The organism is Exiguobacterium sp. s124 (assembly GCF_018617485.1).
GTDB classification, from domain to species: Bacteria; Bacillota; Bacilli; order Exiguobacteriales; family Exiguobacteriaceae; genus Exiguobacterium; species Exiguobacterium aestuarii.
In genome coordinates, this window is sequence record NZ_JACSKH010000001.1 from 1666895 (window position 1) to 1692579 (window position 25685).

The 25685-nt window shown below is 46.6% G+C and carries 27 protein-coding genes; 7 read left to right on the top strand and 20 right to left on the bottom strand.

What is annotated here, in order from left to right:
* Positions 1-75 precede the first annotated feature (75 nt).
* Positions 76-381 (bottom strand): DUF3055 domain-containing protein, encoded by a 306-nt coding sequence (locus tag KNO85_RS08700; RefSeq protein WP_214789090.1) that lies wholly within the window; start codon positions 379-381, stop codon positions 76-78.
* Positions 382-460: 79 nt separating this feature from the next.
* Between KNO85_RS08700 and aac(6') the strand changes: the two genes are divergently transcribed.
* Positions 461-910 (top strand): aminoglycoside 6'-N-acetyltransferase, encoded by a 450-nt coding sequence (aac(6'), locus tag KNO85_RS08705; RefSeq protein ID WP_214789093.1) that lies wholly within the window; start codon positions 461-463, stop codon positions 908-910.
* A 20-nt stretch (positions 911-930) separates the two neighbouring features.
* On the opposite strand, the gene lpdA is transcribed toward aac(6'), so the two are convergent.
* The 4 genes from lpdA to pdhA all read right to left on the bottom strand — a co-directional run bounded on the left by lpdA (position 931) and on the right by pdhA (position 5785).
* Positions 931-2343 (bottom strand): dihydrolipoyl dehydrogenase, encoded by a 1413-nt coding sequence (gene lpdA, locus KNO85_RS08710; RefSeq protein ID WP_074034989.1) that lies wholly within the window; start codon positions 2341-2343, stop codon positions 931-933.
* Between the two features lie 4 nt (positions 2344-2347).
* Positions 2348-3640, bottom strand: coding sequence for a dihydrolipoamide acetyltransferase family protein (locus tag KNO85_RS08715; RefSeq protein WP_214789096.1), 1293 nt, complete (start codon positions 3638-3640; stop codon positions 2348-2350).
* A gap of 78 nt (positions 3641-3718) precedes the next feature.
* Entirely contained in the window at positions 3719-4696 is a 978-nt protein-coding gene (locus tag KNO85_RS08720; protein WP_074034993.1) for an alpha-ketoacid dehydrogenase subunit beta, read from the bottom strand.
* A 3-nt stretch (positions 4697-4699) separates the two neighbouring features.
* Complete coding sequence (pdhA, locus tag KNO85_RS08725) at positions 4700-5785, bottom strand: pyruvate dehydrogenase (acetyl-transferring) E1 component subunit alpha (protein WP_214789099.1); 1086 nt, start codon at positions 5783-5785, stop codon at positions 4700-4702.
* 331 nt (positions 5786-6116) lie between these two features.
* On the opposite strand from pdhA, the gene def reads away from it, so the two are divergent.
* Complete coding sequence (gene def / locus KNO85_RS08730; RefSeq protein WP_214789102.1) at positions 6117-6656, top strand: peptide deformylase; 540 nt, start codon at positions 6117-6119, stop codon at positions 6654-6656.
* A gap of 1 nt (position 6657) precedes the next feature.
* Positions 6658-8283 (top strand): alpha/beta hydrolase, encoded by a 1626-nt coding sequence (locus KNO85_RS08735; RefSeq protein ID WP_214789106.1) that lies wholly within the window; start codon positions 6658-6660, stop codon positions 8281-8283.
* A gap of 40 nt (positions 8284-8323) precedes the next feature.
* On the opposite strand, the gene KNO85_RS08740 is transcribed toward KNO85_RS08735, so the two are convergent.
* Both KNO85_RS08740 and rnjA read right to left on the bottom strand, forming a co-directional pair.
* Positions 8324-9781 carry a phospholipase D family protein gene (locus KNO85_RS08740; RefSeq protein ID WP_214789109.1) on the bottom strand — a complete coding sequence of 486 codons (1458 nt, stop codon included), beginning with the start codon at positions 9779-9781 and terminating at the stop codon, positions 8324-8326.
* A gap of 57 nt (positions 9782-9838) precedes the next feature.
* Positions 9839-11506, bottom strand: coding sequence for a ribonuclease J1 (rnjA, locus tag KNO85_RS08745; protein WP_015881254.1), 1668 nt, complete (start codon positions 11504-11506; stop codon positions 9839-9841).
* 212 nt (positions 11507-11718) lie between these two features.
* On the opposite strand from rnjA, the gene KNO85_RS08750 reads away from it, so the two are divergent.
* Positions 11719-12516, top strand: coding sequence for a Cof-type HAD-IIB family hydrolase (locus KNO85_RS08750; RefSeq protein ID WP_214789869.1), 798 nt, complete (start codon positions 11719-11721; stop codon positions 12514-12516).
* 82 nt (positions 12517-12598) lie between these two features.
* On the opposite strand, the gene KNO85_RS08755 is transcribed toward KNO85_RS08750, so the two are convergent.
* The 5 genes from KNO85_RS08755 to KNO85_RS08775 all read right to left on the bottom strand — a co-directional run bounded on the left by KNO85_RS08755 (position 12599) and on the right by KNO85_RS08775 (position 18081).
* Complete coding sequence (locus KNO85_RS08755) at positions 12599-13261, bottom strand: potassium channel family protein (protein ID WP_214695570.1); 663 nt, start codon at positions 13259-13261, stop codon at positions 12599-12601.
* Between the two features lie 130 nt (positions 13262-13391).
* On the bottom strand, positions 13392-14423 hold the full coding sequence (locus KNO85_RS08760) for a cytochrome d ubiquinol oxidase subunit II (protein ID WP_214789112.1): 1032 nt from the start codon (positions 14421-14423) through the stop codon (positions 13392-13394).
* 14 nt (positions 14424-14437) lie between these two features.
* Positions 14438-15826, bottom strand: a complete 1389-nt coding sequence (locus KNO85_RS08765) for a cytochrome ubiquinol oxidase subunit I (protein WP_214789115.1) — start codon at positions 15824-15826, stop codon at positions 14438-14440.
* 258 nt (positions 15827-16084) lie between these two features.
* Positions 16085-17206, bottom strand: coding sequence for an N-acetyldiaminopimelate deacetylase (locus tag KNO85_RS08770; RefSeq protein ID WP_214789118.1), 1122 nt, complete (start codon positions 17204-17206; stop codon positions 16085-16087).
* On the bottom strand, positions 17206-18081 hold the full coding sequence (locus KNO85_RS08775; protein WP_214789121.1) for a transcriptional regulator CcpC: 876 nt from the start codon (positions 18079-18081) through the stop codon (positions 17206-17208). Before KNO85_RS08775 ends, KNO85_RS08770 begins: the two co-directional genes overlap by 1 nt.
* A 108-nt stretch (positions 18082-18189) precedes the next feature.
* Between KNO85_RS08775 and KNO85_RS08780 the strand changes: the two genes are divergently transcribed.
* The gene (locus KNO85_RS08780; RefSeq protein ID WP_214789124.1) at positions 18190-18576 is read left to right on the top strand and encodes a disulfide bond formation protein B; all 387 of its coding nucleotides are present in this window, start codon (positions 18190-18192) and stop codon (positions 18574-18576) included.
* Between the two features lie 43 nt (positions 18577-18619).
* Here KNO85_RS08780 and nadE read toward each other — a convergent pair whose 3' ends face one another.
* The 8 genes from nadE to KNO85_RS08820 form a co-directional block, all read right to left on the bottom strand.
* A complete protein-coding gene (nadE, locus tag KNO85_RS08785) occupies positions 18620-19435 on the bottom strand; it encodes an ammonia-dependent NAD(+) synthetase (RefSeq protein WP_214789128.1) in 816 nt (271 codons plus the stop codon).
* A 112-nt stretch (positions 19436-19547) separates the two neighbouring features.
* Positions 19548-20345, bottom strand: coding sequence for a BsuPI-related putative proteinase inhibitor (locus KNO85_RS08790; protein ID WP_214789131.1), 798 nt, complete (start codon positions 20343-20345; stop codon positions 19548-19550).
* A gap of 99 nt (positions 20346-20444) precedes the next feature.
* Entirely contained in the window at positions 20445-20639 is a 195-nt protein-coding gene (locus tag KNO85_RS08795) for a hypothetical protein (protein WP_214789134.1), read from the bottom strand.
* A gap of 245 nt (positions 20640-20884) precedes the next feature.
* Entirely contained in the window at positions 20885-21976 is a 1092-nt protein-coding gene (locus KNO85_RS08800; RefSeq protein WP_214789137.1) for a virulence factor, read from the bottom strand.
* A gap of 85 nt (positions 21977-22061) precedes the next feature.
* The gene (locus tag KNO85_RS08805) at positions 22062-22301 is read right to left on the bottom strand and encodes a hypothetical protein (RefSeq protein ID WP_214789140.1); all 240 of its coding nucleotides are present in this window, start codon (positions 22299-22301) and stop codon (positions 22062-22064) included.
* A gap of 68 nt (positions 22302-22369) precedes the next feature.
* Positions 22370-22930, bottom strand: a complete 561-nt coding sequence (locus KNO85_RS08810) for an NADPH-dependent FMN reductase (RefSeq protein WP_214789143.1) — start codon at positions 22928-22930, stop codon at positions 22370-22372.
* Positions 22917-23636: an alpha/beta fold hydrolase gene (locus KNO85_RS08815; RefSeq protein WP_214789146.1), complete on the bottom strand. Its 720-nt coding sequence runs from the start codon at positions 23634-23636 to the stop codon at positions 22917-22919. The genes KNO85_RS08810 and KNO85_RS08815 overlap by 14 nt, the downstream gene beginning before the upstream one ends.
* Entirely contained in the window at positions 23633-24208 is a 576-nt protein-coding gene (locus tag KNO85_RS08820; protein WP_214789149.1) for a GNAT family N-acetyltransferase, read from the bottom strand. The genes KNO85_RS08815 and KNO85_RS08820 overlap by 4 nt, the downstream gene beginning before the upstream one ends.
* A gap of 149 nt (positions 24209-24357) precedes the next feature.
* Between KNO85_RS08820 and KNO85_RS08825 the strand changes: the two genes are divergently transcribed.
* Together KNO85_RS08825 and KNO85_RS08830 are read left to right on the top strand one after the other, a co-directional pair.
* Entirely contained in the window at positions 24358-25089 is a 732-nt protein-coding gene (locus KNO85_RS08825) for a hypothetical protein (RefSeq protein ID WP_214789152.1), read from the top strand.
* 273 nt (positions 25090-25362) lie between these two features.
* Positions 25363-25650 (top strand): hypothetical protein, encoded by a 288-nt coding sequence (locus KNO85_RS08830; protein WP_015881237.1) that lies wholly within the window; start codon positions 25363-25365, stop codon positions 25648-25650.
* Positions 25651-25685: the final 35 nt, after the last annotated feature.

Consider the following 25685-nt stretch of genomic DNA (forward strand, 5'->3'; position numbering starts at 1 on the left):
CATCTCAGAAAAGGTGGCTGTAGATGATCGAATTGCTTCCCCTATTGCCTATTATAAGAAAACGCTTACATTTTTTCAAGTGTCAATTTCTTCTGATGTTTGTGTTTTTTCAACTAGACAGAGCCGTAAAAATTCGGCGACGTGCTCCGTATCATTCAAATTGATACCAAGCATTGGATACAACTGGCGTGGCTCTTCTAATGCATGCAAATCAAGAAGGGCTGATTGACCGGTTTGCATACAAACGACTAACACCTTACCCATGAATTGGTGGGTAAAGACGAAACCAAAATCATAGCGCGCAGCTTCCGTTTCAATCCCTGTAAATCGGACGCGACTCGTCTCAGATACGGTATATAATAATTCCTCATCAAATGCCATCAGGATTCCCTCCCTTCTCTCTTCACAAGTATTTTCCTTTATACTGTTCATATGAAACCTAGACGGGAGAGAAGAAGATATGAAAGTGGAATATGCCACCATGTCCAATCAAGAAGCACTCGCACAATTAATGCACGAACTGTGGCCTGACGCACCGATTGAGGAATTGCGAATGGAAGTCAAACTCGGTCTCGTTTCAAAGAAGATGCATTATTTCATTGCATCCTCCGATACGAAAATTATCGGTTTTTGTCAGCTCAGTTTCAGACGGGATTACGTGCCAGGCGCTACGACGTCTCCTACCGCTTATGTGGAAGGACTTTATGTTCTTGAGTCAGAGCGCAACAAAGGTGTCGCCTCTCGCTTGATCGAAGCGGCGTCTACATTTGCGGTGAATCAAGGTTGCATCGAACTGGCATCAGATACCGAACTGGAGAATGAGAACAGTCAACAGTTCCATGAGAAGATTGGATTTAAAGAAGTCGAACGTGTCGTTACCTACATGAAAAAGCTCTCTCACGAAACGTGAGAGAGCTTTTATGAGCATTCTTATTTAACGACGTGGATTGGCATGCCCATTGCGATTTCAGCAGCTTCCATTGCCATCTCACCGAGTGATGGGTGAGCGTGGATTGTAAGTGCGATATCTTCAGCAGTCATACCAGCCTCGATTGCGAGACCAAGCTCAGCGATCATATCTGATGCGCCAGTACCCGCGATTTGAGCACCAATCAAGAGACCGTCCTCTTTGCGTGTGATGAGCTTCATGAAGCCGTCTGGCTCGTCAAGTGCAAGTGCACGACCGTTCGCTGCGAATGGGAATTTCGAAACTGTGATTTCGAGTCCTTCTTCTTTTGCGAGTGGCTCTGTGTAACCAACAGTTGCGAGTTCAGGATCTGTGAAGACGACTGCAGGGATTGCAGAGTAGTCGAGGTAAGCTGGCTTACCTGCTGCTGCTTCTGCTGCGATTTTCGCTTCGTAAGATGCTTTGTGTGCAAGTGGTGGTCCAGGAACGATATCACCGATTGCGTAGATGTTTTCGTTCGAAGTTTTGCACTGGTCATCGATTTCGATGATGCCACGGTCGCTGATTTTCACGTCCGCGTTCTCAAGACCGATGTCGCCTGTGTTTGGACGACGACCAACTGTGACGAGGACATAGTCCGCTTCAACAGATTGCTCTTCACCATTCACTTCAAACTTAACGGTTACGCCGTCTTCCGTTTCTTCGACACCTTTAGCAAGTGCGTTCGTGTGGATTGTGACGTTCCCTTTTTGTTTGAGCTTCTTCTTAACGATTTGCGTCATTTGTGGTTCGAAACCAGACAAGATGTCGCTAGCGCCTTCTACAACGACAACTTCTGTATCGAAGTTAGCGTATGCAGTACCGAGCTCCATACCGATGTATCCACCGCCGATGACGACGAGTTTCTTCGGTACTTCAGGAAGTGCCAATGCGCCAGTTGAAGAAAGGACGCGTTTAGACCATTTGAACGATGGGATCTCGATTGGTGTAGAACCAGTCGCGACAATCGCTTTTTTGAATTTGTAAGGAGTTGAGCTGTCTTCTGTGATGACACGAACTGTGTCTTCAGAAGCGAAGAAAGCTTCACCTTGAACGATTTCAATCTTGTTTCCTTTAAGGAGACCTTTGACACCGCCAGTCAATTTGTTAACAACTGACTGTTTCCAGTCTTGAACTTTTGTGAAGTCCACTGACACGTTGTCAGACGAGATTCCCATTGAATCATGTCCTTTAGCGTGTTGGAAGTTGTGTCCTGCTGTGATCAAAGCTTTCGATGGGATACAACCGACGTTCAAGCAAACGCCACCGAAGTTGCCTTTCTCAACGATTGTTACTTTCATTCCGAGCTGTGCGCCACGGATTGCGGCAACGTATCCACCAGGACCGGCACCGATGACAAGCAAATCAGTTTCTTGTGCGAATTCTCCTACTACCATGTTCTTATCCCTCCATCATTAGAAGTGCTGGGTCTTCGAGCAAGCGTTTCACCATGTTAAGAGCGTTTTGTGCAGTCGCACCGTCGATGAGGCGGTGGTCAAAGCTGAATGAAAGTGCAAGTACTGGCGCAGCAACGATTTCACCGTTCTTCACGACAGCTTTCTCAGCGATACGGCCGATACCGAGAATCGCAACTTCTGGGTGGTTGATGACAGGTGTGAACCATTGTCCACCAGCTGAACCGATGTTTGTGATTGTGATCGATCCGCCTTTCATGTCTTCCCCAGCGAGCTTGCCTTCACGAGCTTTACCTGCAAGTTCGTTAATGTTTGTAGCAAGTGCATAGATTGATTTACGGTCTGCATCTTTTACGACTGGTACAACGAGTCCGTTGTCCGTGTCAGCTGCAATCCCGATGTTGTAGTAGTTTTTGTAGACGATTTCTTCGTTCACATCATCGATTGAAGCGTTGATTGTTGGGAATGCTTTCGCTGCAGCAGTCAATGCTTTCACGACGAATGGCAAGTACGTGAGTTTCACGCCTTGGTCAGCCGCGACTTGTTTGAAGTCTTTGCGGAGTGCGACGAGTTTTGTAACGTCGACTTCGTCCATGAGTGTAACGTGTGGTGCAGTGTGTTTCGAGTTAACCATAGCTTTCGAGATGGCTTTACGGATTCCACGGATTTTCTCACGTGTTTCAAGTTCTGGAGTCGCTGACTCGTAAGGCTTGATTTCCGCTTTCGCAGCTGCTGCTGGTGCTACAGAATCTGTTTTCTCTGTTGTAGCTTCTGCAGACGGTGCTTCGCCGTTCGCGAATGCATCGATGTCTTCTTTTAAGACGCGACCGTTGTCGCCAGAACCGTTCACTTCACGGATGTCGACACCTTTTTCACGTGCATATTTACGGACAGATGGCATTGCGATGACACGCTCAGATTTGTGAAGTTGAACGTCGCGTGGCGCGTCTTCTTTCACATCTTCTTTCACGTCTTCTGTCTTCTCTTCTGCTTTCGGTTGTTCAGGTGTTTCTTCTTCTTCACCTGCTGGTGCGTCGCCTTCGATGTCAAATGTAATGAGGACGTCGCCGACTACGGCAACTGTACCTTCAGAAACTTTAACCTCTTTGACTGTACCGTCTACTGGTGCTGGGATTTCAACGACTGCTTTGTCGTTTTGTACTTCTAAAAGAACATCGTCCTCTTTGACCGTATCCCCTGCTTTTACGAACCACTTGACGATTTCACCTTCGTGAATACCTTCACCGATATCTGGTAATTTAAATTCAAATACTGCCACTGGTTTTTCCTCCCATCAATTCATCATGTAAACACGACAAGGGAGAACATTCTCCCTCATCGTTTATTCGACACGATCTTAGAAGTTCACAACTTCCTTAACTTTTGCAACGACATCTTTATGGTCTGGTAACCACATGTCTTCACCTTGTGCGAATGCGAAGACTGTGTCTGGTGCAGTTACTCGAAGAACTGGTGCTTCGAGGTGAAGAATTGCGCGTTCTTGAATTTCAGTTACAACGTTCGCTGCGATACCTGCTTGACGTTGTGCTTCTTGAACGACGATCGCACGACCTGTTTTCTTAACAGATTCTACGATTGTGTCGATATCAAGCGGGCTCACTGTCATGAGGTCGATGACTTCAACGTTGATGTTTTCTTTTTCAAGCTCTTCCGCTGCTTTAAGTGAAGTGTGCACCATCGCACCGTAAGTGATGATTGAAACGTCTGTACCTTCACGTTTCACATCTGCTTTACCGAGTTCGATTGTGTAATCACCTTCAGGTACTTCGCCACGGAATGAACGATACAATTTCATGTGCTCGAGGAACACAACTGGGTCGTTGTCACGGATTGACGCGATCAACAAACCTTTTGCATCGTACGGAGTTGATGGAATAACAACTTTAAGACCAGGTGTCTGAGCCATCAAACCTTCAAGGCTATCCGCGTGAAGTTCAGGTGTCTTAACTCCACCACCAAATGGTGAACGGATTGTGATTGGTTGGCTGTAAGCGCCGCCTGAACGGTAACGCATACGTGCCATTTGAGCTGCGATTGAGTCGAATACTTCGAATACGAATCCGAAGAATTGAACTTCCATGATCGGACGGAATCCAGTAAGACCTAGACCGATTGCAAGACCACCAATCCCTGATTCAGCGAGTGGCGTGTCGAAGACACGGTCTTCGCCGAGCTCGTCTTGGAGACCTTCCGTTGCACGGAATACCCCACCGTTTTTACCAACGTCTTCTCCGAAGAGAAGTACTTTCTCGTCGCGTTTCATTTCAACGCGCATCGCATCAGTAATCGCTTGGATCATTGTCATTTGAGCCATAACTTACTTCGACTCCTTTGCAGTATATTCTTCAAGCTGTTCTTTCAAGTTTGAAGGAAGTTCTTCGAACATGTTGTTGATGAAGTCCGAAACTTTTTGTTTTGGTTCTTTGTCCGCTTGGCTGATTGCATCTTTCACGTCAGCTTTCGCTTGCTCGATCACTTCGTTCTCCATGTCTTCGTTCCAGAGTTTCTTGTTCTCAAGGAAGAGACGGAAACGTACGAGTGGATCTTTTTCTTGGTACTCTGTATCGAGTTCTTTTGTACGGTAACGTGTTGGGTCATCCCCAGCGAGCGTGTGTGGTCCGTAACGGTAAGTGAGTGACTCGATAAGTGTAGGTGTTCCTTCAAGTGCATCTACGCGAGCTTGTTGTGTCGCTGCAAGCACTGCAAGAACGTCCATTCCGTCTACTTGAATTCCGTTGATTCCAGCTGCAACAGCTTTTTGCGCGATCGTTTTAGCTGCTGTTTGCTTTTCAACTGGTGTTGAAATAGCGAAGCGGTTGTTTTGAACGACGAAGATTGCTGGTGATTTGAATGCACCTGCAAAGTTCAATCCTTCGTAGAAGTCACCTTGTGATGAGCCACCGTCACCTGTGTAAGTAATAGCGACATTTTTGTTGCCATTGCGTTTGAGGCCCATAGCCACACCCGCAGTTTGAATGATTTGTGCACCGATGATGATTTGCGGCATCAATACGTTGACACCTTCAGGGATGCGGTTTCCTGCCACGTGTCCACGTGAGAACAAGAACGCTTGATAAAGCGGAAGTCCGTGGAATACGAGTTGTGGAATATCACGGTATCCTGGAAGAATCCAGTCCTCTTTGTCGAGCGCGTATTGCGTCCCGATCATCGTCGCTTCTTGACCTGCCACTGGCGCGTAGAATCCTAGGCGTCCTTGACGGTTAAGTGAGATGGCGCGTTGGTCCCAGATTCGAGTATAGACCATGCGGCGCATGAGTTCCTGAAGTTGCTCGTCCGTTAGGTCAGGCATTGCGTCTTGGTTGACGACCTCACCCTTCTCGTCGAGAATACGGAACGTTTGGAAGTTTTCTTCCACGTTTTGAAGTACCTGAACGTTGTTCATTCGTTTCACCTCATCCTTTCAACTATGAGACAATTGTCTTTTTTGTGATCAAACACTATCTCAAATCTTACGTGTATCTGTCCAAAAAAGCAATCTGTATTAACGTAATTCAGGAAAGTTATGCTCTCCTGCCGTTTCCTAGTTAGTATAAAACGGGTTGTTATAATAACGCAAAAAATATGCTTACTGAAATAAAACGCTTACATTCAAGGCATATGACATTCATTTTGCCTCTGTATCATTTTCGTTTCACCTTCTGTACCATCCACATTCCTTCCTGTTTAAATATGATATAATCAATCATATACGTTTTACAGAAAGGAAGTTGCATATGTTAACGATGAAAGACGTGATTCGCGAAGGAGACGAGCGACTCCGCGCGCGCTCAACCGAAGTACCGCTTCCGCCAACTACAGAAGATTTGGCGTTACTCGACGAGATGGAGACGTTCCTCGTCAATAGTCAAGACCCAGAGATGAGCGAGAAATACGAGTTACGAGGTGGAGTTGGCATTGCCGCGCCACAGCTCGGTGTGAATCGTCGTTTCTTCACAGTCTTGCTACAAGAAGAGGAAGAAACGTTTAAGCTTTCCATCTTCAACCCTAAAATCACAAGCCATTCCGTTGAACAAACGTTTTTAAATGGTGGGGAAGGCTGCTTGTCGGTCGACCGTGTGGTCAAAGGAAACGTACCTCGTTTTCGTCGAATTACATTAGAAGGGTTCGATCGAGACGGACAGCCAATCAAGATGCGTCTCCGCGGAATGCGTGCCATCGTGTGTCAACATGAGCTCGATCATTTGGACGGCATTTTATTTTATGACCGCATCAATACATCGAACCCGTTAGACACTTACGGCGAACCGATTTAACATGTTTAGCTCGAGAAAAAGGGCACTGTTGTTACTATTCCCATTTTTATTTCTTTTAATCGGCGGATGTGTGCGCATCAATTACGATGCGACCGTTCACTACGATCAATCCGTTTCACTCGAAACCACATACGCTTTCCGTGACCACCCGGTGATGAAGTTGCTCAATCTAAGGCTCGACTGGGATACGTGGAAGGAACAGGCAGAAGACAACGGGTACGAAACCGAAGATTATTCGAGTGCCGATGACTATGAAGGAATGATCTTGAAGAAGACGTTTCGCAATGTGGATGAGTTGCAAAGAATTAAAGAAGAGTGGAAAACGGGACCAGCCGGTATTTTAGTCCCACCAGACATTCAGTTCGATATCGAACAGCGAGACGGCATCTGGTTCGACTCCTATACGATGCAGACGAACCTCGACCTCAGACTAGACCAGGTTGACTTACCGGGTGTCGAACTGTCGGGTTCACCAAAGAAATTAGCTGAACGATATATCCGGCAAGCCGATATCCGCTTTAATTTGACCGTTCCGACCGGCGTGTTCGTGGAAGACGGGACCGGTCTCGACCTTCGCTCCATGAAACATGTGGAATGGCAAGTGTACGGCGGTCGCCAAAATAATTTGAAACTCGTCGCCCACGTCCCGAATATTAAAGCATGGGTGATCACCATCGTCGTGTTCGTGGCAGCGATCATTTTAGGGTATTTCATTTGGCGTAAGTATAGACGGAACGTCGGTAACCCTAGGGAAACATCGATTCGCTCACGACTGTTAGGATTATTGATCGTCTCACTCTCGCTCGTACTGATTGTCGGTACATTCCGACAAGAATTGGCGAATGAGCGGCAATCCGAGGCGATTCGCCAAGCGTCACAAACGAACGAATTCATTCCGACGTTCGCGGTACACGGCTTGCTCGGGACCGACCGAACCTTCTTGCGTTTCTCACAAGCGATGGAACAGAGCGGTCAAGCGACTGACGGTGCCCTTTGTACGGTGACTGTGAAAGGAAAAACTGACTGTGAAATTTATGACTATAGCTCGAATCGCCCGATCGTTCGAATCGAGTTCGAGGATGCAGAGGCTTCATTGAACAATCAAACGAAATGGTTGAATTCAGCTATCGAGACGTACAAGAAAACGAGAAATCGTTCATTCGACCGCATGTATATTCTCGGTCACAGTATGGGTGGTGTTGCCGCTGCCAACTATATCCTGAACCAGGAGACATATATCATCGATAAATTCGTCACGTTCGATAGTCCATTTGGCGGCACTCGGCTCGCAAACTTCGGGCTGTCCGCCAGTAATTTTGGAATCAATACCGGGAGCCCTGCCATTCGGGACCTGTCCCCGAATTCGGACGGGTTACAGGCGTTCCAATCAAAACTTGAGACGTGGCCACGTTCCGTACAAGTGCTCTCCTTCTCTGGACGAGGCGGTGAGTTCAATCTAATTGAGCCATCTAGTTCTCTGTTACTCGAAGAATATACGAATAACATTCAGACAGAGACCGTCCCGTACGATCATTTCTCGCTTCACCGTAAAAGCGATGTCTTGAAAGAGACCGGGAAGTTTTTGTACGAATATACGAACGAGTTTAATCCAATCGAAACGAATTGACGCCAAAACAGCTATCCTCATGTTGAGGATAGCTGTTTGTTTAATACGTCATCGTCCACGTTACTTTTTGAAGCCAATACATCACGTACTTGCCGAGTGGGAGATCGGTTTGAATCTCATCATATGCGACCGTGTACGTTCCCTCCTCATTGTTCCATAAGCGATTAAAATAATCGTCAACTTCACCAAAGAAAGCTGTATCGTCTTCACCTTTCACTTCGACGTCTGCTTCAAGGTTGTAATCGTTCATATTCCGAGTCGTATAGTTCCCTGACCCTAACACGACCGTCTTCTCGTCCCCGTCCACATATAAGATTTTCGGATGATATTGTTCCTTGCCGACGTCATACCATCGAATCTCGATTTGTTCAGGATTGACAGTATTCAGTTCTGCCGTCACTGGTAAGTTCGGCAATCCCGATTTCGAGCGACCGAACGCGTTCGTGTTTGGATCGAGAATCAGATTTACTTTCACGCCTCGACCTGCGGCATCCTCGATCGCTTGGATAATGTTTCGGTCAGCCAAATAGAACATCCCGATCCAAATCGTATCGCCATCCTCCGCTCCGTTCATCGCATCGAGCACCGACTCTTGAATCTTCCCTTCCGTGACGTAACGAATTTCCATCGGCGCCTCAGTCGGTGCACGCTCGATGCTAGATAGTGCCTCGTCGTCCGGGAAGCGTCGGGCATCCCCTTTCGAGAACGTTGCGACCGCTTGCTCGCCTTCTACAATCTCTTTTAAAATCGGTCCTTTTAAATGGACCCCGACGTTCGAATGATATCCACTAGCATCATGTGGATTCGCTGATAACACGAACCCTTCATTTTCTGTCACCATCACCTTCCGATGGTTCGCTTTAATGTTTAATAGTCTCAAATAGGCACGAACTGTGATGTCTGGTGCCGACGAGGCCATCGGGTTTGGCAACCATCCGTCCTGACTATTGCCGAACCATTGGATCGCCATCCGATAAAACGTGGAATATAAAATGTTCGGGTCACGCAGCGCGTCGAGGTTCGTGTACACGACTTCTACCCCCGCCTCTTCAAGCACATCGAAATGGTCGGAAACGTGTCCGTTATACGTTGTATTGATATCGTCTGTAATAAAGACGACCTTCAAGTCTGGGTAACGCTCCATTTGTTCAAGCAACGCCGAGGACAATCGTGATGTAATATCCGGATATTGCCGATCTTCGTTGGAATAAGGGTTAAATAAGAAAAAGTCCATAACGATATATTCTTCGGCTTCCCGAATTGCCCGCTCGACTTCGTTAAAAATTTCTTGCTCAACAATCTCCGTATCCTCCCCTTGGTATGTCAAATCATGAAGAAAATCAATCTGATCATCCGAAATGAGATAAGGTTCTGATTGTCGTGATACGCCATCCGGTAACGGTTTGACCTGGTGATACACGAGTGTGATGAGAAAAACGACAGCAATGATGGCCGCAATCCACTTGAACCACCCTTTCTTTCCTTTCCCCTTAACCATAAACTCTCCTCCTTTACAGTTCAAAAAACGGGCTGTAGTCACCTACAGCCCGTTAGATCATACTTCCATAATAATCGGCAGGACCATCGGGTGTCTCCGCGTCTTTTGTGCCAAATACGGTGTGAGCGTATCGGATACGAGTTGCTTCATCTCCGACCACTTCATCTGTTTATTTGACAACCCTTGCTCGACGGTTTTCTTCAACAGACGTTCGCCGTCACGAATCAAGCTACCCGATTCACGCATATAGACGAAACCACGCGAGATGATATCCGGTCCTGAAACGAGTTTACGTGTCTTGCCATCGATACTGATGACGACGACGACGAGTCCATCTTCAGAAAGGATACGACGATCCCTTAGTACAATATTCCCGATATCGCCAATTCCATTCCCATCAATGTAGACGGCGTTCGCAGAAATTTTACCAGTGACAGCAGCCGATTCAGAGTCGACGGCAAGCACTTCCCCGTTATCCATGACGAAGCTATTTTCTTTTGGAATGCCGACCGATTCAGCGAGTTCAGCATGTTTCTTCAACATACGATACTCTCCGTGGATCGGCATAAAGAATTTCGGATTGAGAAGGCGAATCATCAACAATTGCTCTTGTTGCGAACCGTGTCCTGACGTGTGAATGTTCGTCAACTTCCCGTAAACGACGTCAGCCCCCGCTTTATACAATTGGTCAATCGTCTTCCCGACCGAGATAGCGTTCCCCGGAATCGGAGAAGATGAGAAGATGACCGTATCTCCAGGAATGATCGACACTTGACGGTGTGTCCCGTTGGCGATTCGACTAAGCGCTGCCATCGGTTCACCTTGTGAGCCGGTACAAAGAATGGCGATCTCATTCGGGTCATAGTGACGCATTTGATTCGCTTCAATGATCATCCCTTTTGGAACGTTGATGAATCCGAGTTCTTGCCCAATCGTCATGACCTTCTCCATCGAACGACCAAAGATCATGAGATGACGTCCTGTTTCGGCACACGCATCGACGACTTGTTGTAATCGATAAATGTTTGAAGCGAACGTTGCGAAAATGATTCGACCATCCGCTTTACGGAACGTCTCGCTAATCGTCCCCCCGACGACGCTCTCACTCATCGTGAATCCTTCGACTTCCGCATTTGTCGAGTCAGACAAGAGACAGAGCACGCCTTCTTTTCCAATCTCCGCCATCTTGGCGAGGTCGGCCGGTTCACCGACTGGAGTAAAGTCGAACTTGAAGTCACCCGTATGGACGATGTTCCCTTGTGGTGTTTTGACGACAACACCGAGCGAGTTCGGAATCGAGTGCGTCGTTCGGAAGAACGAAATGCTCGTTTTACGGAACTTGATGAGTGAATCCTCATCGATTTCGTGGAGTTCCGCCTCACGCAACAATCCATGCTCCTCGAGTTTTACTTTAATCAAACCAAGCGCAAGTTTCGTAGCGTAAATCGGTAACTGAACTTGCTTGAGTAAGAATGGAATTCCCCCGATATGGTCTTCGTGACCGTGCGTGATGAATACCCCTTTTACTTTGTCCTTGTTCTTAATCAAATACGAGTAATCCGGAATCACATAGTCAATCCCAAGCAAGTCATCCTCTGGGAACATGATTCCCGCATCGATGACGATGATTTCATCTTGGAATTGAACAACGTATGTGTTCTTCCCGATTTCTCCTAGTCCGCCTAGTGCGAACACGGCTGTTTGGTGGTTCTTAACAAACTTCATTTAATCTCTCCTTACTTCAATTATTAATACATCTATGTGAAACATAAGTGATTCTCGAATATGTCCGTAAGATTCTTTTTTCATTATAGCTCATATCGTGGCAATATTTCACTAACGATGTGATATTCGTGGTAGTTTCCCTATTTCGTGTTATCCTTTTAGTGGGATCGAAAAACATATTTTTTAGATAAAGAGAAAGATTGGTGAATCAAATGGAAGATCAAAAAGTTGTTTTCTTCGACATTGACGGCACACTCTTGCATGAAGGTAGCTATATTCCACCTTCCACAATTTCAGCGATTCAAGCGCTTCGTGATAACGGCGTCGAGACGTTTATCGCGACGGGACGAGAACCAGCGATGTTATCGGATATTCCGGAACGCGTAGGAATCGATAGCCTTGTTTGTTATAACGGTCAAATCGTCGTGCATAAAGGTGAAATCGTCGTGCATAAAGGTGAAATCGTGTATCGTAACACGCTCTCTAAAGATGCGCTCGGTCGTTTGACGACTCATGCCACTTCGAACGACCACACGCTTGTCTACTTGGGACAAGATCGAGGCGGCGCTTCAAAACCGGATGACGCCATCGTCAAGCGATCGCTCGGAGAACTCGACATGCCGATTCCTCGCTACGAACCAAACTTCCACGCAGAAGAAGACGTCTATCAGACGCTCCTTTACTGTACACCTGAAGATGAGCATCACTATCTCGATGCCTATCATGAGTTCGACTTCATCCGCTGGCATCCACATGCGATGGACGTCATCAATAAAGGTGCTAGTAAAGCCGACGGCATTCGTCACTTTATCGAAGCAAACGGTTATCGACTCGAGAATACGTACGCGTTTGGAGACGCGTTGAACGACTTGGCCATGCTCCAATATGTAGGGACAGGGATTGCCATGGGAAATGCTCGTTCTGAAGCGAAAGACGTTGCGGACTTTGTAACGAAATCGATTCTTGAAGATGGCATCGAATATGGATTGAAAGCGATGAAGTTAATCTAAAAAAAGACCTGCTTGAGTCAAACCGCCGAGTTGGATCAATCGATTCAACGATCACGGTATCGCTCAAGAGGTCTTTTTGTTTTTACTTCGAGCGTAACGTTCGCTCGAGCCGGTCTAGATCGGTATCTTTCCCGATGATAATTAAAATATCTTCCGATAAGATCATCTCATCTGCCTGCGGAGAAATGAGGACATCATCATCACGACGAATCGCGACAATGTTGACTCCGTACTTCGCCCGTAAGTCCAAATCGATGAGTGATTTATTCGATAGCTTGTCTGATGCTTTGATTTCGACAATCGAATGCTCATTTGATAACTCTAGATAATCCAAAATGCTCTGGCTCATCAATCCGTTTGCGATTCGAACACCCATATCACGTTCCGGGTGGACGATGTTATCCGCACCGATGCGACGGAGAACTTTTTCATGGTAATCGTTCGTCGCTTTGACGGTGATGATTTGGACGCCAAGTTCCTTTAAAATCAACGTCGTTAAAATCGAAGCTTGAATGTTTTCACCGATGGCGACGATGACGTGTTCAAAGTTACGAATCCCCAAACTCTTCAACACATTTTCATCTGTCGTATCCGCGATAACCGCATGAGTTGCCAGCCCCATAAACTCATTGACGCGTTCTTCGTCTGAATCGATGGCGAGGACGTCATATCCGTTTGAAGACAATTCACGGACGATCGACCCACCAAACCGTCCTAATCCAATGACTGCAAATTCACCTGTCATGATGCTACATCCCTTTCCTACACCTGTTCTCTTCTTGATTCTTCGTTCAGTGTAACTGATTCCCTTTCAAAACTCTACATAAAAAACAAAGACGGGATCTCCTTATATGAAGGAAACCCCATCTTTCAAATCACGCTTTTCCGCTCGAACGTTTCCCGCGCACATAATCGTTGTCAAACAGGAACAAACGGAGTAACAAATAGAGGGCCGGAACGAGAAGGAGCAATCCTAAGATGAACACGATGACGAGTGCCACCGCCATCGACTCGTTGACGACGCTTCCGTTGATATCGATGTACGGATACAAGATATACGGTAAGTGTGAATATCCGTAGCCGAACCATGCCATGAAGAATTGTCCCATGACCATCAAGAAGGCAATCCCATAGTTTCGCTTCATATAGACGAATGAGACGGCAATCACGAAGAAGAGGAAGCTCATCGCGAACCACCACCAGTTCCCTCCGAGAATGCTCTCATAATGCCAAGCTGCCTGCGACTTCAAGCCGAAGAAGACGAGCCCAGAAGCGATAATCGTCGGAACGCTCCAGAAGAGCGCCCATTTTCTGACGAGTTCGATCGCATCTCGATCGCGTGCCTTGTCCGCATAGAACAAGAGGAACATTGCGCTAATATACAACACTGAGACAATCGCTAAGATAACGACTGTCCACGAGTAAAAGTTCGTGAACAATTTTGCCCCGTCGAAGAAGACGCCATTCTCAGTTTCAGTGATGAACCCACCTTGGCTGACCGTCAATACTGTCGACATCGAAGCCGGGATGAGTAATCCCGTGGCCCCGTATAAGAACATATATAGGGTACTTTCTTTCGATCCGTAGTTCGCGAACGCGTAAAAACTACCGCGAATCGCAAGTAAGATTAACACGACTGACGCCGGAACGAGCAACGCCGTTCCATAATAATAGGCCGTATCCGGAAAGAATCCGACAATCCCGACGAAGAAGAAGACGAAAAACACGTTCGTCACTTCCCACGTCGGTGACAAATACCGTTTGACGAGACGGTTCACTAAGTGGTCCCGTTTCGTATAACGGCTATAGAATGCGAAGAAGCCAGCACCGAAGTCAATCGATGCGACGATGAGGTAGCCGTACAAGAACGTCCATAAGACGGCAATCCCTAACTCTTGAATTTGCATGTCATACCCTCCGATCACACATCATCCGCAAACATCGCTTCACCACGATGTTCGGATTGTTTTAGTTCTTTCCCTACTGGGTTCTCTTTGAACAGACGTGATAGTACGACTACCGTGACTGTTCCGAGTACCGCGTAGAGGATCGCGAAAGCGACAAGCATCCAACCGACATTCGCCGACGTCGTAGCTGCTTCACTCGTACGCATCAATTCATAAAGCGCCCACGGTTGGCGACCAAATTCAGCGAAGAACCAACCAAATTCGATGGCTGCCATAGCAAGCGGTCCACCGGCTGCAATCGCAAAGAGCATAGGTTTACTGAACTGGTTCAAACGCTTAATATAACGCCCTAATACGAATAGGAAGGAGATGAGTGCGAGAAGCATTCCAATCCCGACCATCGCATCAAACAAGTAGTGAACAAAGAGCGGTGGTTGGTCTTCTTTAGCAAATTCATCGAGACCCGTCACTTCATAGTTCGGGACACCACCTGCAAGAATGGAGAGCGCGTAAGGAATCTTCAATGCGCCTCGGACTTCATATCCGCCTTCTCCGTCATCTTCTAACCAACCACCAAGAATCAATTCTGCCTCGGAGGAGGTTTCAAAATGCCATTCTGCTGCTGCTAATTTATCTGGTTGATACTGAGCCAAGTATTTACCTGAGAAATCTCCGACGAGTGCTGTCGCGATCGCAAAAATCAAAGCGACTGTCATCGTCAAACGAAGACCTTTTTTGTGATACTCAATCGACAGCTTGTCAAGTTGATTACGACGCTGACGCAACAACTGTACGGCTGCGATTGCAGCTAAGATGAACGCAGATGTTAAAATCGCAGATGTCAATACGTGTGCCATCTTCGTAGGCATAGCCGGACTGAACATCGCCTCAAGCGGACTGACGTTCGCCAAACGACCGTCTACGATATCGAACCCTACAGGTTGGTTCATAAAGCTGTTTACTGTTGTGATGAAGAACCCAGAGAACAATGCACCGACCGCGACTGGAATCCCAATCAGCATGTGGTGCCATGGATTTTTAAAACGATCCCATGTGTACAAGTAAATCCCGAGGAAGATCGCTTCAAAGAAGAACGCGAACGTCTCCATAAATAGCGGGAGTGCAATCGTTTGACCCGCAACGCGCATCAAGTTCGGCCATAATAATGAAAGTTGTAGACCGATTGCCGTACCCGTTACAACCCCGACCGCGACCGTCACGACATAACCGCGTGACCACCGGCGAGCCATAAGGGTATATTTCGGGTCTTTTTTACGAATCCCTAAAAATTCTGCCAATAAGATTAAAAGTGGAACCCCGACGCCGAGTGTGGCAAAAATCACATGAAAACCTAACGTGAGTGCCGTCAATGCTCGACTCATCAGGACAGGATCTTGAAACATCTATTGATTACCTCCTATCTCTCTCTATCGCTTCGAACCCATGTATGAAACGACAATCACAGATGAATACCCTTCGATACTTACATCATAATGATTTTATATTGCGCTGTAATGTCTCAATGCTCGAGTTCGCAAAATGTTCACATTTGAGCAATCGCCACAAAATCGTCGCTTTACATGCATCTTTCTTTCCCCTTTTCTACCTCGCTCACTCTTTTTCGGGCACACTAAAAGCGGTCGCGACTGCGACCGCTCACGTCATTGAATCATGACTGTACGGAAATAATGATCGAACAATTCGATGGCCACTTCAATCGCCCGTTCGTCCGGGTTGAGTGTTGATTGATGTAGACCCGATCCCATATCGTTCACACCGAGCCAAACCATGAACCCCGGAACTTGCTTCAGCATGTAACCGAAGTCTTCACCTGTCATGGCAGGGACACACGTCTTATACGAATATCCCACTTCTTCGACCGCTTCTTCGAATTGATAGAGGTAGCGCTCATCATTGACGACCTCATGATAGCGATTGCCGAACTCCAGGTCGATTTGAACGTTATACGTCATTTCGACACCGGCGATGATTTGACGGATTCGACTCTCGAGTACGACCATTTCTTTGTCAGACAGTGCGCGTACCGTTCCGTCTAACTTCGCCGTATCTGCAATGATGTTCTCTTTTGTTCCAGCTGCAATCTTTCCGATACTGACGACCGCACTACCCATGGGATCAATGTTCCGTGACACGATTGTTTGTAGTTGCATGATGAGGGCGGCTTGGACGATGACGGCATCGATTCCTGCGTGTGGGAAAGCGCCGTGCCCTCCTTTTCCATGAATCGTAATATGGAGTTCGCGTGCACTCGCGAATAATACGCCAGGTCTAGAGGCCACCATCCCAACCGGATATTCCGGTGCGACGTGTAATCCGAATAGGGCGTCCGGACGGAAGTGATAGAACAATTCAGATTTCGCCATCGGTTCTGCCCCGCCCGGCCCTTCTTCAGCAGGTTGGAAGAAGACGACGAGATGGTGATTGAACGGGACTTCGACCGCCCGCTTAATCAATCCGAGCGCAATGGACATGTGAACGTCATGACCACATGCATGCATCATCCCTTCATGAATCGATGCAAATTCTAAACCCGTCTCCTCGGTAATCGGCAGCCCATCTATGTCGGCACGATACCCAATCGTTTTCTCACCGACAAGACCGTCTACGCGGACGAAGAGACCCGTCCGCCAATGGGTAATATGAACACGTGGCGAATCAAGCGAACGGATCAATTGCTCGAGTGTCGCTTGTGTTTTGAATTCTTCATATCCTGCTTCTGGAATTAAATGCAGTTGTCTTCTTGCTTCGATTGCCCAATTCATCATTCAGTCTCCTTCGTAACTTCTTCAACAATGTCCCAAAATGCTTGAACTTGTGCCAATTCTAACATCGATTCTGTCGACAGCATCCATGTGTCCCGAACGAGCGGCACGCCACCTGACGAGGTTAACGGAATCTTATTCATCTCATTGACATCTTTGATGGTGGACTCCGGTAAAATCGCAAAGCCGATTCCGTGCAACGCCATCTGTTTGCATGTCTCAATCTGGTCGACGACGAGTGTGGTGAGCGGCGGGCTTGAAAAGCGCTCCTGCCACCATTCTAATATTTCCTGGTAATATGTCGAGTCGCTCTTAAATTGAATGAACGAGCGCTCGTTATTTTTGAGTTGGGCGAGGTCTGTCATTTTCAAATCGACCAAGTGTAGAGAGTCGGAGAACAGCTTCATACGCTCCCCACGCCAATCCGGATTCCCCCGAATGATACCGATATGAAAATTCTCTTCGAGCATGTAACGCATCATCTCACTCGACCATCCAGTGACCAATTTGACTCGGACGGACGGATAACGCTCCACGAACGTCTTTAGCACTTTCGGGAGCCAGTACTGCCCCATGATGGAAGCGACCGCAATTTTTAACGTCCCATATACTTCCCCTGGATTCGCGGTCAACTCGCTTCGTAGTTCTTGTTCCTCGCTGTACATTTTTTTAGCGAACTCGATGATTTTTTCCCCATCTGGCGTCAAGGCAAGACCACGAGTCGAACGGACAAAGATCTTTTTCCCCCATTGATGTTCGATGGTCACGAGCCGTTGACTGAGCGCCGGCTGGGAAACGAATAATCGTTCCGCAGCTTTACGCATATTCAATTCTTCTGCAAGGATAATCAACACTTCTACTTCCGATACTTGCATGACGTCACCTGTTTCTCTATCGTTTGAAAGATTGTATACTGAATAAGTATTTGTTTCAATGTATCATATCATGTTTATGAATCAATTTGAGTATTAGGAGGAAATCTGATGCAACGCCATCATTTCGCCTTTATCGTCGCCACTGTCGCGACGCTCGGCAGCCTATATTTTTCTGAAGTCATGCTCTTCTTACCATGTAAACTATGTTGGTTTCAACGCATCTTTATGTATCCACTCGCCATCTACTACTTGACGATCATGCTGACCGCCCGTGACGTGAATCGATTATTCGTCGGCATCATGGCCGGTGCCGGATGGTGTATCAGTCTCTATCACGTCATTCTAGAGCGAATTCCGAACGGAGATGCCTTCTGCACGAATGACTGCCTCATTCGCTGGGTGAACTACTTCGGCTTCGTCACAATCCCGCTACTCAGCTTCATCGCATTCACATGTATTTTGATGATTCAATTTGTCCCATTCAAAAAGGCGTGAGACACAGAAAAGGAGAAGCCGTCATGATGACAGCCTCTCCTTTTTATTGCCACCACTCGTCGTATAGAGAAGCAGGCATATGATGTTTGTGACGTGAACGTTTGAAAATCGTCTCGATTCGCTCTGCAATCACTGGGTCGACAGACTTACCTTCTAAATAGTCATCGAGCTGGTCATACGTCATACCGAGTGCCACTTCGTCAGGAAGTCCCGGGCGACCATCTTCAAGGTCTGCTGTCGGGACTTTATAAATGACACGCTCATGCGCTTCTAGTTCATGAAGCAAAGCCTTCCCTTGACGTTTGTTTAAACCAGTCAACGGCGTGAGGTCACATGCCCCATCCCCATGCTTCGTGTAAAACCCTGTCACATATTCGGCTGCATGATCCGTACCGACGACGAGGGCGCCGAACGTCGCTGCGATATCATACTGTGCTTTCATTCGCTCCCGTGCTTTCGTGTTCCCTTTATGGAAGTCACTCAATTCCAACCCAGTCGCTTGACGGAACGCTTCTACCGATGCATCGACGGCAGGTTTGATATTGACCGTGAGCGACTTGTCCGGGCGAATGAACTCAAGGGCGAGTTGCGCATCGTCTTCGTCATGTTGTTCACCATACGGTAACCTTACCGCGTAAAACGTATAGTCTAAAGCTTCCTCCGCGCGAAGTTCTTCCATGGCGAGCTGACATAGTTTCCCTGCCAAACTTGAGTCCTGACCACCCGAAATTCCGAGTACAAGACCTTTAGCGCCCGCACGTTTTACATACGCTTTTAAAAAATCGATTCGTTGACGAATCTCTGCTTTCGGATCGATGGTCGGCTTGACATGTGTCGATTCGATAATATGTTGTTGCATGAATGACCCTCCCATAATTCTCTCATTTCGTTTTATTGTCTGATAATTCACAAACCCCGTCAACTAGCGACTCAAAAAAAGAAAGACGGAAACATTCGTTTCCGTCTCGCAATTATTGAATTTGGAATGAAGTGACGTCCCCACCGATTGGCGTCAATTCGAGGAAGAGTTTTTGTCCTTCTGCTGGCGCTTCATCGAGCAACACACCAAACGTGAAGCTTCCACCCGTCACTTCGGCAGCACCTTGTGCGTACAGGTTGTGGCCGTCTGACACAGACCACTCAAACTCCACTTCTTCCGTGAAGCCACTGACTTGTATCATCGTACCATTCACATCGATTTTAACATCGCGGAACGCACCATCTGTTTGCGGTTCAGATGAAGGTGTTTCTTCCGGCGTTTCTGTCGTGTCCTCTTCTGGCTCTTCTACAGCTCGTTCAACAGTGAAAGAGGTCTCATCCGTCACAGCAATCTCTGGTGCCCCATCGACTTGACCGAGCCCAATCACTTCGACCGAATATTCACCAGCCTCTAATTCATCTAACAGGAAGACCTCATCGAATATCTTTTGTTCATCCGCTTCCCACGTCTCTTCAATGATTGATTCCGTGAACATGAATTCACTACCATAGTCAAACACGGTTTCGTCACCTTGTTTGATAATCAACTGATAACGCTGCGACGTATTGAATGTCACGTCCACGGCTTCTTTATTCGGGTTCGTCATTTTGATTGTTGCTGATAATGCATGGTCTTCTGAATCGTATGCCACTTCCGTATCGAGCGTTAATGGAGATGGTGGTTCGGACGAATCACTGTTCACTTGACTCGGTTTCGCCTCTTCTTTTCCACATCCTGCTACGACTAGTATGATTGCCGTCACCACGGCGAGTAACCAAGTTTTTTTCATAGGGCCCACTCTCCTCAACAAAATAAAAAACGTCTACAACACTAGTGTATACAAAGTGCAGACGTTTGTAATGATTTCCCTTATATCATTTACCTTTTTTTACGAAACTTCAACTTGTTCCATGTACTGTTGCCAACCGGTCATGAACAACGAATCAGCGATATCGAGATCAGACCGGACTTGCGCCGAAATGGAGAACGTCTCACTATGCATCGATTCGAACGTGACGACCATCGTCTCTCCTACCACTTCTTTATAAGCTACAAGTTCAGGCGTTTCTGCAAACAACATCATAAGTATGGCTCCTTTGTTCATCTGTGATAAACCTAGTGTACCAATCTGAAACCAAGATGCAGGTCCTATCGTTCGACAGGGAAATCGTGACGTTTTACCTATTGTCGAAACGCTTACATCAAATGTTAGTCAAATGGTGAAATGTGCATAAATGATATTGAAAAAGAGAGGTAATCCGCCTTAAGGACCCCTCTCTCTTCCTAAAAATGTAAATAAAATTGATTCACTACATGTCGAACGAAATGTTACTTCGTACGGTTCGAAATTTGTTGCCACACTGTTCCAAGTGCCGTTTCCCCGCTTGTGATGCGCTCTTTCGCGAGTCGTGCCTGCAACGAAACTTCAAATTCACGGTCTTGTTCGGCAACCGTTAAAGCCGATACAGCACGTTCGTCCCCACAATCAAATAAGAAACGGGCTGCACGCCAACGGACAAGTTTATTCTTATCTTTTAATGCCTCGATCATCGAAGGTTGAGATTGAGGTAACGCCCAATCCGAGACCGTATCCCCAGCCGTACGTCGCACAATTGGAGAAGCGTCCACGAGCGCTTGTTCAATATATGTGACATATTCCTCACGCCGTTCTTCAAACATCCCGATCATGACGACAGCTTGGCGGCGAATCGCCATCACGGAGTCTTCGAGTGCGCGACGGAAATAGACCATGTTCTCGTCTCGGATCTCCAATTCATCCAAGAAAGCCATCCGGTCTTTCCAATTGTCAGATTGCAAGTGGTTCGCGTTTGCCTCGAAATCAGCCTCGCGCCCAAACGCTCGCGCCACGATGCGCTCAAGACGCTCCTGTGGATATGCAGCTTCTAATTCTTCTTGCGCGACGACACTGACTTCATCTAATTCACCATAGCGTGGGGCTTGTTCGCCCCAGCGCCGATCTTGTATGACATTCTTCACTTGTGCCTGAACTTCCATTGCAGCATCAACGAACCGTTTCGACAATCCGATTCGTTTTTCTTCATCCCCTTTGACGAGTTTCAACTGCATCGGGACGTCTAGCACGAACTGGACAGACACATGAACTGGTTCATAGTCCGTGTCCATCTGTGCGGATTCGACTTCTTCGACTTGTTCACCGAAGGCTCGTCGGATTTCATTCATCACGTCATGCCAGTCATGTTTCGGATGACGCTCGACGGCAAGAAAATCAGATACAGCGTAAACCGATTTTACGCCTCGAAGGCCAACGATTTCTTGAATGACCGCTGGAGCATCGGTACTCGCTTTGTCATACGTTGTCCCTCTTCCTTCAAACGGAGGGTCCACAATAATTTTCAAGTTATTCGGACTTGGAGTTGGTTCGATTGCTACTAGTTTCATCCTCATCACCTCACTCTTCATCGTGACGAAAATGACAAAAAAACGCAAGCGAGTCGCTTGCGTTCAATCACCCATTTATTCTTTTTTAGAACAACGCGATAAACTGTTGGAGCGAGTACGTGACCCCATCCACAGTAAATGTGTCATCCTCTGAAATCGGTTCAAGGAAGAAACGTTTTTCACCATTCTCTTTTACGTAACCAAAAATATGATTGGATTGATAGAACAATTCAACAATCGTCATCCGACCAAACGTCATACCATCGTTCATTACCGCCCGATCACCTAATTCGCCGCCATTGTACAGTTCGATGTAAGTTTCCATTTTGGTGTCGCTCCTCTTGTGTTTGTTTTCACAATTCCTTTCTATCAAACAAAAAGGGCGACTTCAAGTTAATTTTTTGCGTTACGCTTCCAAAAATCAATCCATTTACGATACTCAGATAATGTTTTGTTAATTTGATGAATCGATTTCTCATCATGTAATCCGATATCATCAATCTTCTCTTTGCAATGTGTGATGAAAATTTCATTTCCTGGTAAAACATTCGCACGATTTGTGGCAAATACTTGTCGGAGATGAATTTGACATCTGGCCGTACCGAGTATGCCCGGCGAAGCGCCCGCAATCATGACGGGCTTTTCTCGGAGTGGGGTCCCCGGCTCGAGTGAGAGCCAGTCGATCGCATTCTTCAGTACGCCTGGAATGCTATGGTTATATTCAGGTGTGACGATCAATATCCCATCAGCTTCTCGGACGGCTTGCTTCAAAGCGGCTACAACTTCCGGCTCATCCGGATCGATTAAATCGTCGTTAAACAACGGAAGTTCGATGGAAACGACATCGATGTCAAAATCATCTTGAGCCAGCTCAATAATCGAATGTAAAAGTGCTGTGTTGAAAGATTGTTTTCGAAGACTACCCGACATCGCAATTAATTTATACTTTTCCATGCTTCACCTCCCGCATCCACTGATTCACAATCTCCGCTTCTTCTTCAGGGGCTTCGATCATTCCCATGTGGCTATAAGGTACAACGGCTTTCTTGTGACGATTCGCACCTAAAAACGCCCGTGCCTCGTCCATATTCGGATCTTTCTCCCCATAAATGAATAAACCCGGGAGTTCGGTCGCCTGAACAGTACCCACTTCATCTTCACGGTCACGAATTGCTCGTTGTGCATTCACAATACCTTCCACAGACATCTCATATCCAATCTCAATCGCCCGTTGAATAAGTGTTGGATCGGAATCATCCGAGAAAACGTTCGGAATCATCCCATCAATAAATGGCTTCACACCCTCTTCGATGACTTTGTTGATTGCCCCGTTCCGTTTTTCTTTCGCTTCTTCTGTATCAGAGGCGGCAGTTGAATGAAGCAATCCAAATCCGGATAATTCTTCACCGTAGCGACGCACGAGATTGGTCGTCACGTATCCTCCGAAGGAATGTCCGAGGACGAACGGTTTTTCAAGATTTCGAAGTCGAATCTCTTCGATGACCCAGTTTGCAAACTGGTCCATCGTCTCTGGTCCGACTTCCGTCCCTGCATGCCCCGGCAGTGTGAGGGCATGGACTTCTGCATTCAATAACGGTTCCATTCGTTCAAAATACTTTGGCGAACCGCACAATCCGTGTATCAATACGAGTTCCTTCATATCATCAAATGCTCCTTTTCTTCCCATTCTGTTTTGAGTAGTCGATACATCGTCAAATCCATGAATCGACCATGGCTATATGCATAATCATGTAATAAGCCCTCTTCTATGAATCCAAGTTTTTGTACGAGGCGATTCGAACCCTCATTCCCTGGTGCAACCAAGGCGGAGATGCGATGAAACTTGAACTCTTCAAATCCATGTTGGATGACAGCAGTCGCCGCTTCGAAAGCCACCCCTTGTCTCCAATAATGGGGGGAGACTTCAAAACCGATTTCAGCCCGGTAATATTGAGGCGTCCAATTATGAAATCCGATTGTCCCGACTAACTCGTTTGTCAATCGATCACAAATGGCCCAGCGAATCGCTTTTCCTTGTTGAAATTGATCTTTGAAGTATGCGATGACATTTTTCGCCTCATAGACTGCAAGCAACGGGTCCGACCCGTAGTATCGCATTACTTCTTCAGTCGATAAAATGGTATAAAGTGCTCTAGCATCACGCGGTTCTAGCTCTCGCAGGATAAACCGGGGCGTAGCGAGCTCAGGAAAACTACGTTTTAATCCCCACATGTGGAACCCGCCTTTCCTATTCGTTTCCTCAAGTATACTTCTCTTTTCCCAAATGTATCGAACTCAACCCTCTCGAACCGTCTCAAGATAGCGGAAATCATGTGTTTTTGCTACTATGAATGTAGTATGTCAAACTGAGGGGATACCATATGTCAAAACAACTCTTTTATTTAAAACAAGACCGAGATGTTCAGCGCTTTACGCTACATGGGGTTACGTTAGCTGATGTGACAGAGGCACTTTCTGTCACGAGACCGATGATTATTTGTCGAACCGATATTAAAGGAATGAGACAATCTTCTAGGTCACGATTCCGATATATCGAAGCGCATGAGCTCTCTTCATTCTCGTCTAAGTATTTAAATAACCAGACGACATTCACTGCAATTGATTTCCCGGACTATAACACGCTTGAGACGTTGTCCGATCATGAAATCGCAGAGATCCTATTTTTAAGTCATATGGAGCGTGGTATCAAGAAACCGTTTTTGGATTCGCTTGATAACGAGATTGTGTTCTTCAATGAAGCAAACGATCGTCACAGCAGTCTCTACATCCGCGATTGGTCGACAATCAATCGTTTCGTTCAAAATATGTTGCAAAGCAAGCTAGACCGCGATATCCGAAACATTAGTTTCGTCCCAATCCCGCTTCCTGTCATCGATGAGCTGCTCGATTTGGCACCTCAAGGACTGATCATCGATTTTGATCACACGAAACGAAGTCTGTTCAATCGCCAAATCGTCATTTCCTTCTATGTGGCCGGTCGTTATGAAGATATGTCCGTCCTCGAAGAAGACTTTGACGCCAAAAAGGAATCAATCGCGCTGAAAGGACAGTTGTTGTACCGTCGTCGTACATGGCACATTGAACGGTTATAAGGTCATGGATGTATAGAACGCAATCGAACCTCTGAAAATGAGGTTCTTTTTTGTTATTTTCAGCCCGATTGTTTCAAGTCAATTCCCTTCAAGAATGGGTGTGAACGCTATTCTTAAAAATTGATAACAAATTGTCTTAATTTTTTGTTAAATTAACACTTTTCTTTTTCGGACAAGGCGTTATACTAGGAATAACCTTCTGGAGGAATGGAAGGCAATATAGAGAAAGCGAGGTGAAAATCTATTCATCACGCGGATGGATAGATACACGAAATGGAACAACTGAAAGTACAAGGAGTCTCTTCGTTCACCAAGTTTGCGACGAATGGAAAAATGCTGAAACTTAAAGATGCTCACGCAGGAGAACAACGCATTTCACTTCAGGATGCGACTGACATTCAAGTCTCTCTGCTCGACGAGGACCATTCGCGCTTCACTATATTTGGTCATGCCCACCCACTTGTGGAGCTGACCCTTCCTCACAACTCTTGTGAAGTCCTCTATGCATGGTTACTCCACAAGATGAAACGACAAAAAATCAAACTCGCTTCAAATGCGTAAAAAATGAGGTCTTGTCTCCGTGTGGGAGAAAGACC

Excerpts from the sequence above, each read along its gene's own strand:
- KNO85_RS08700 (WP_214789090.1), bottom strand. The coding sequence starts at position 381 with ATGGCATTTGATGAGGAATTATTATATACCGTATCTGAGACGAGTCGC.
- lpdA (WP_074034989.1), bottom strand. The coding sequence starts at position 2,343 with ATGGTAGTAGGAGAATTCGCACAAGAAACTGATTTGCTTGTCATCGGT.
- KNO85_RS08720 (WP_074034993.1), bottom strand. The coding sequence starts at position 4,696 with ATGGCTCAAATGACAATGATCCAAGCGATTACTGATGCGATGCGCGTT.
- pdhA (WP_214789099.1), bottom strand. The coding sequence starts at position 5,785 with ATGAACAACGTTCAGGTACTTCAAAACGTGGAAGAAAACTTCCAAACG.
- def (WP_214789102.1), top strand. The coding sequence starts at position 6,117 with ATGTTAACGATGAAAGACGTGATTCGCGAAGGAGACGAGCGACTCCGC.
- KNO85_RS08735 (WP_214789106.1), top strand. The coding sequence starts at position 6,658 with ATGTTTAGCTCGAGAAAAAGGGCACTGTTGTTACTATTCCCATTTTTA.
- KNO85_RS08740 (WP_214789109.1), bottom strand. The coding sequence starts at position 9,781 with ATGGTTAAGGGGAAAGGAAAGAAAGGGTGGTTCAAGTGGATTGCGGCC.
- rnjA (WP_015881254.1), bottom strand. The coding sequence starts at position 11,506 with ATGAAGTTTGTTAAGAACCACCAAACAGCCGTGTTCGCACTAGGCGGA.
- KNO85_RS08750 (WP_214789869.1), top strand. The coding sequence starts at position 11,719 with ATGGAAGATCAAAAAGTTGTTTTCTTCGACATTGACGGCACACTCTTG.
- KNO85_RS08755 (WP_214695570.1), bottom strand. The coding sequence starts at position 13,261 with ATGACAGGTGAATTTGCAGTCATTGGATTAGGACGGTTTGGTGGGTCG.
- KNO85_RS08760 (WP_214789112.1), bottom strand. The coding sequence starts at position 14,423 with ATGCAAATTCAAGAGTTAGGGATTGCCGTCTTATGGACGTTCTTGTAC.
- KNO85_RS08765 (WP_214789115.1), bottom strand. The coding sequence starts at position 15,826 with ATGTTTCAAGATCCTGTCCTGATGAGTCGAGCATTGACGGCACTCACG.
- KNO85_RS08770 (WP_214789118.1), bottom strand. The coding sequence starts at position 17,206 with ATGAATTGGGCAATCGAAGCAAGAAGACAACTGCATTTAATTCCAGAA.
- KNO85_RS08775 (WP_214789121.1), bottom strand. The coding sequence starts at position 18,081 with ATGCAAGTATCGGAAGTAGAAGTGTTGATTATCCTTGCAGAAGAATTG.
- KNO85_RS08780 (WP_214789124.1), top strand. The coding sequence starts at position 18,190 with ATGCAACGCCATCATTTCGCCTTTATCGTCGCCACTGTCGCGACGCTC.
- nadE (WP_214789128.1), bottom strand. The coding sequence starts at position 19,435 with ATGCAACAACATATTATCGAATCGACACATGTCAAGCCGACCATCGAT.
- KNO85_RS08790 (WP_214789131.1), bottom strand. The coding sequence starts at position 20,345 with ATGAAAAAAACTTGGTTACTCGCCGTGGTGACGGCAATCATACTAGTC.
- KNO85_RS08795 (WP_214789134.1), bottom strand. The coding sequence starts at position 20,639 with ATGATGTTGTTTGCAGAAACGCCTGAACTTGTAGCTTATAAAGAAGTG.
- KNO85_RS08800 (WP_214789137.1), bottom strand. The coding sequence starts at position 21,976 with ATGAAACTAGTAGCAATCGAACCAACTCCAAGTCCGAATAACTTGAAA.
- KNO85_RS08805 (WP_214789140.1), bottom strand. The coding sequence starts at position 22,301 with ATGGAAACTTACATCGAACTGTACAATGGCGGCGAATTAGGTGATCGG.
- KNO85_RS08810 (WP_214789143.1), bottom strand. The coding sequence starts at position 22,930 with ATGGAAAAGTATAAATTAATTGCGATGTCGGGTAGTCTTCGAAAACAA.
- KNO85_RS08815 (WP_214789146.1), bottom strand. The coding sequence starts at position 23,636 with ATGAAGGAACTCGTATTGATACACGGATTGTGCGGTTCGCCAAAGTAT.
- KNO85_RS08820 (WP_214789149.1), bottom strand. The coding sequence starts at position 24,208 with ATGTGGGGATTAAAACGTAGTTTTCCTGAGCTCGCTACGCCCCGGTTT.
- KNO85_RS08825 (WP_214789152.1), top strand. The coding sequence starts at position 24,358 with ATGTCAAAACAACTCTTTTATTTAAAACAAGACCGAGATGTTCAGCGC.
- KNO85_RS08830 (WP_015881237.1), top strand. The coding sequence starts at position 25,363 with ATGGAACAACTGAAAGTACAAGGAGTCTCTTCGTTCACCAAGTTTGCG.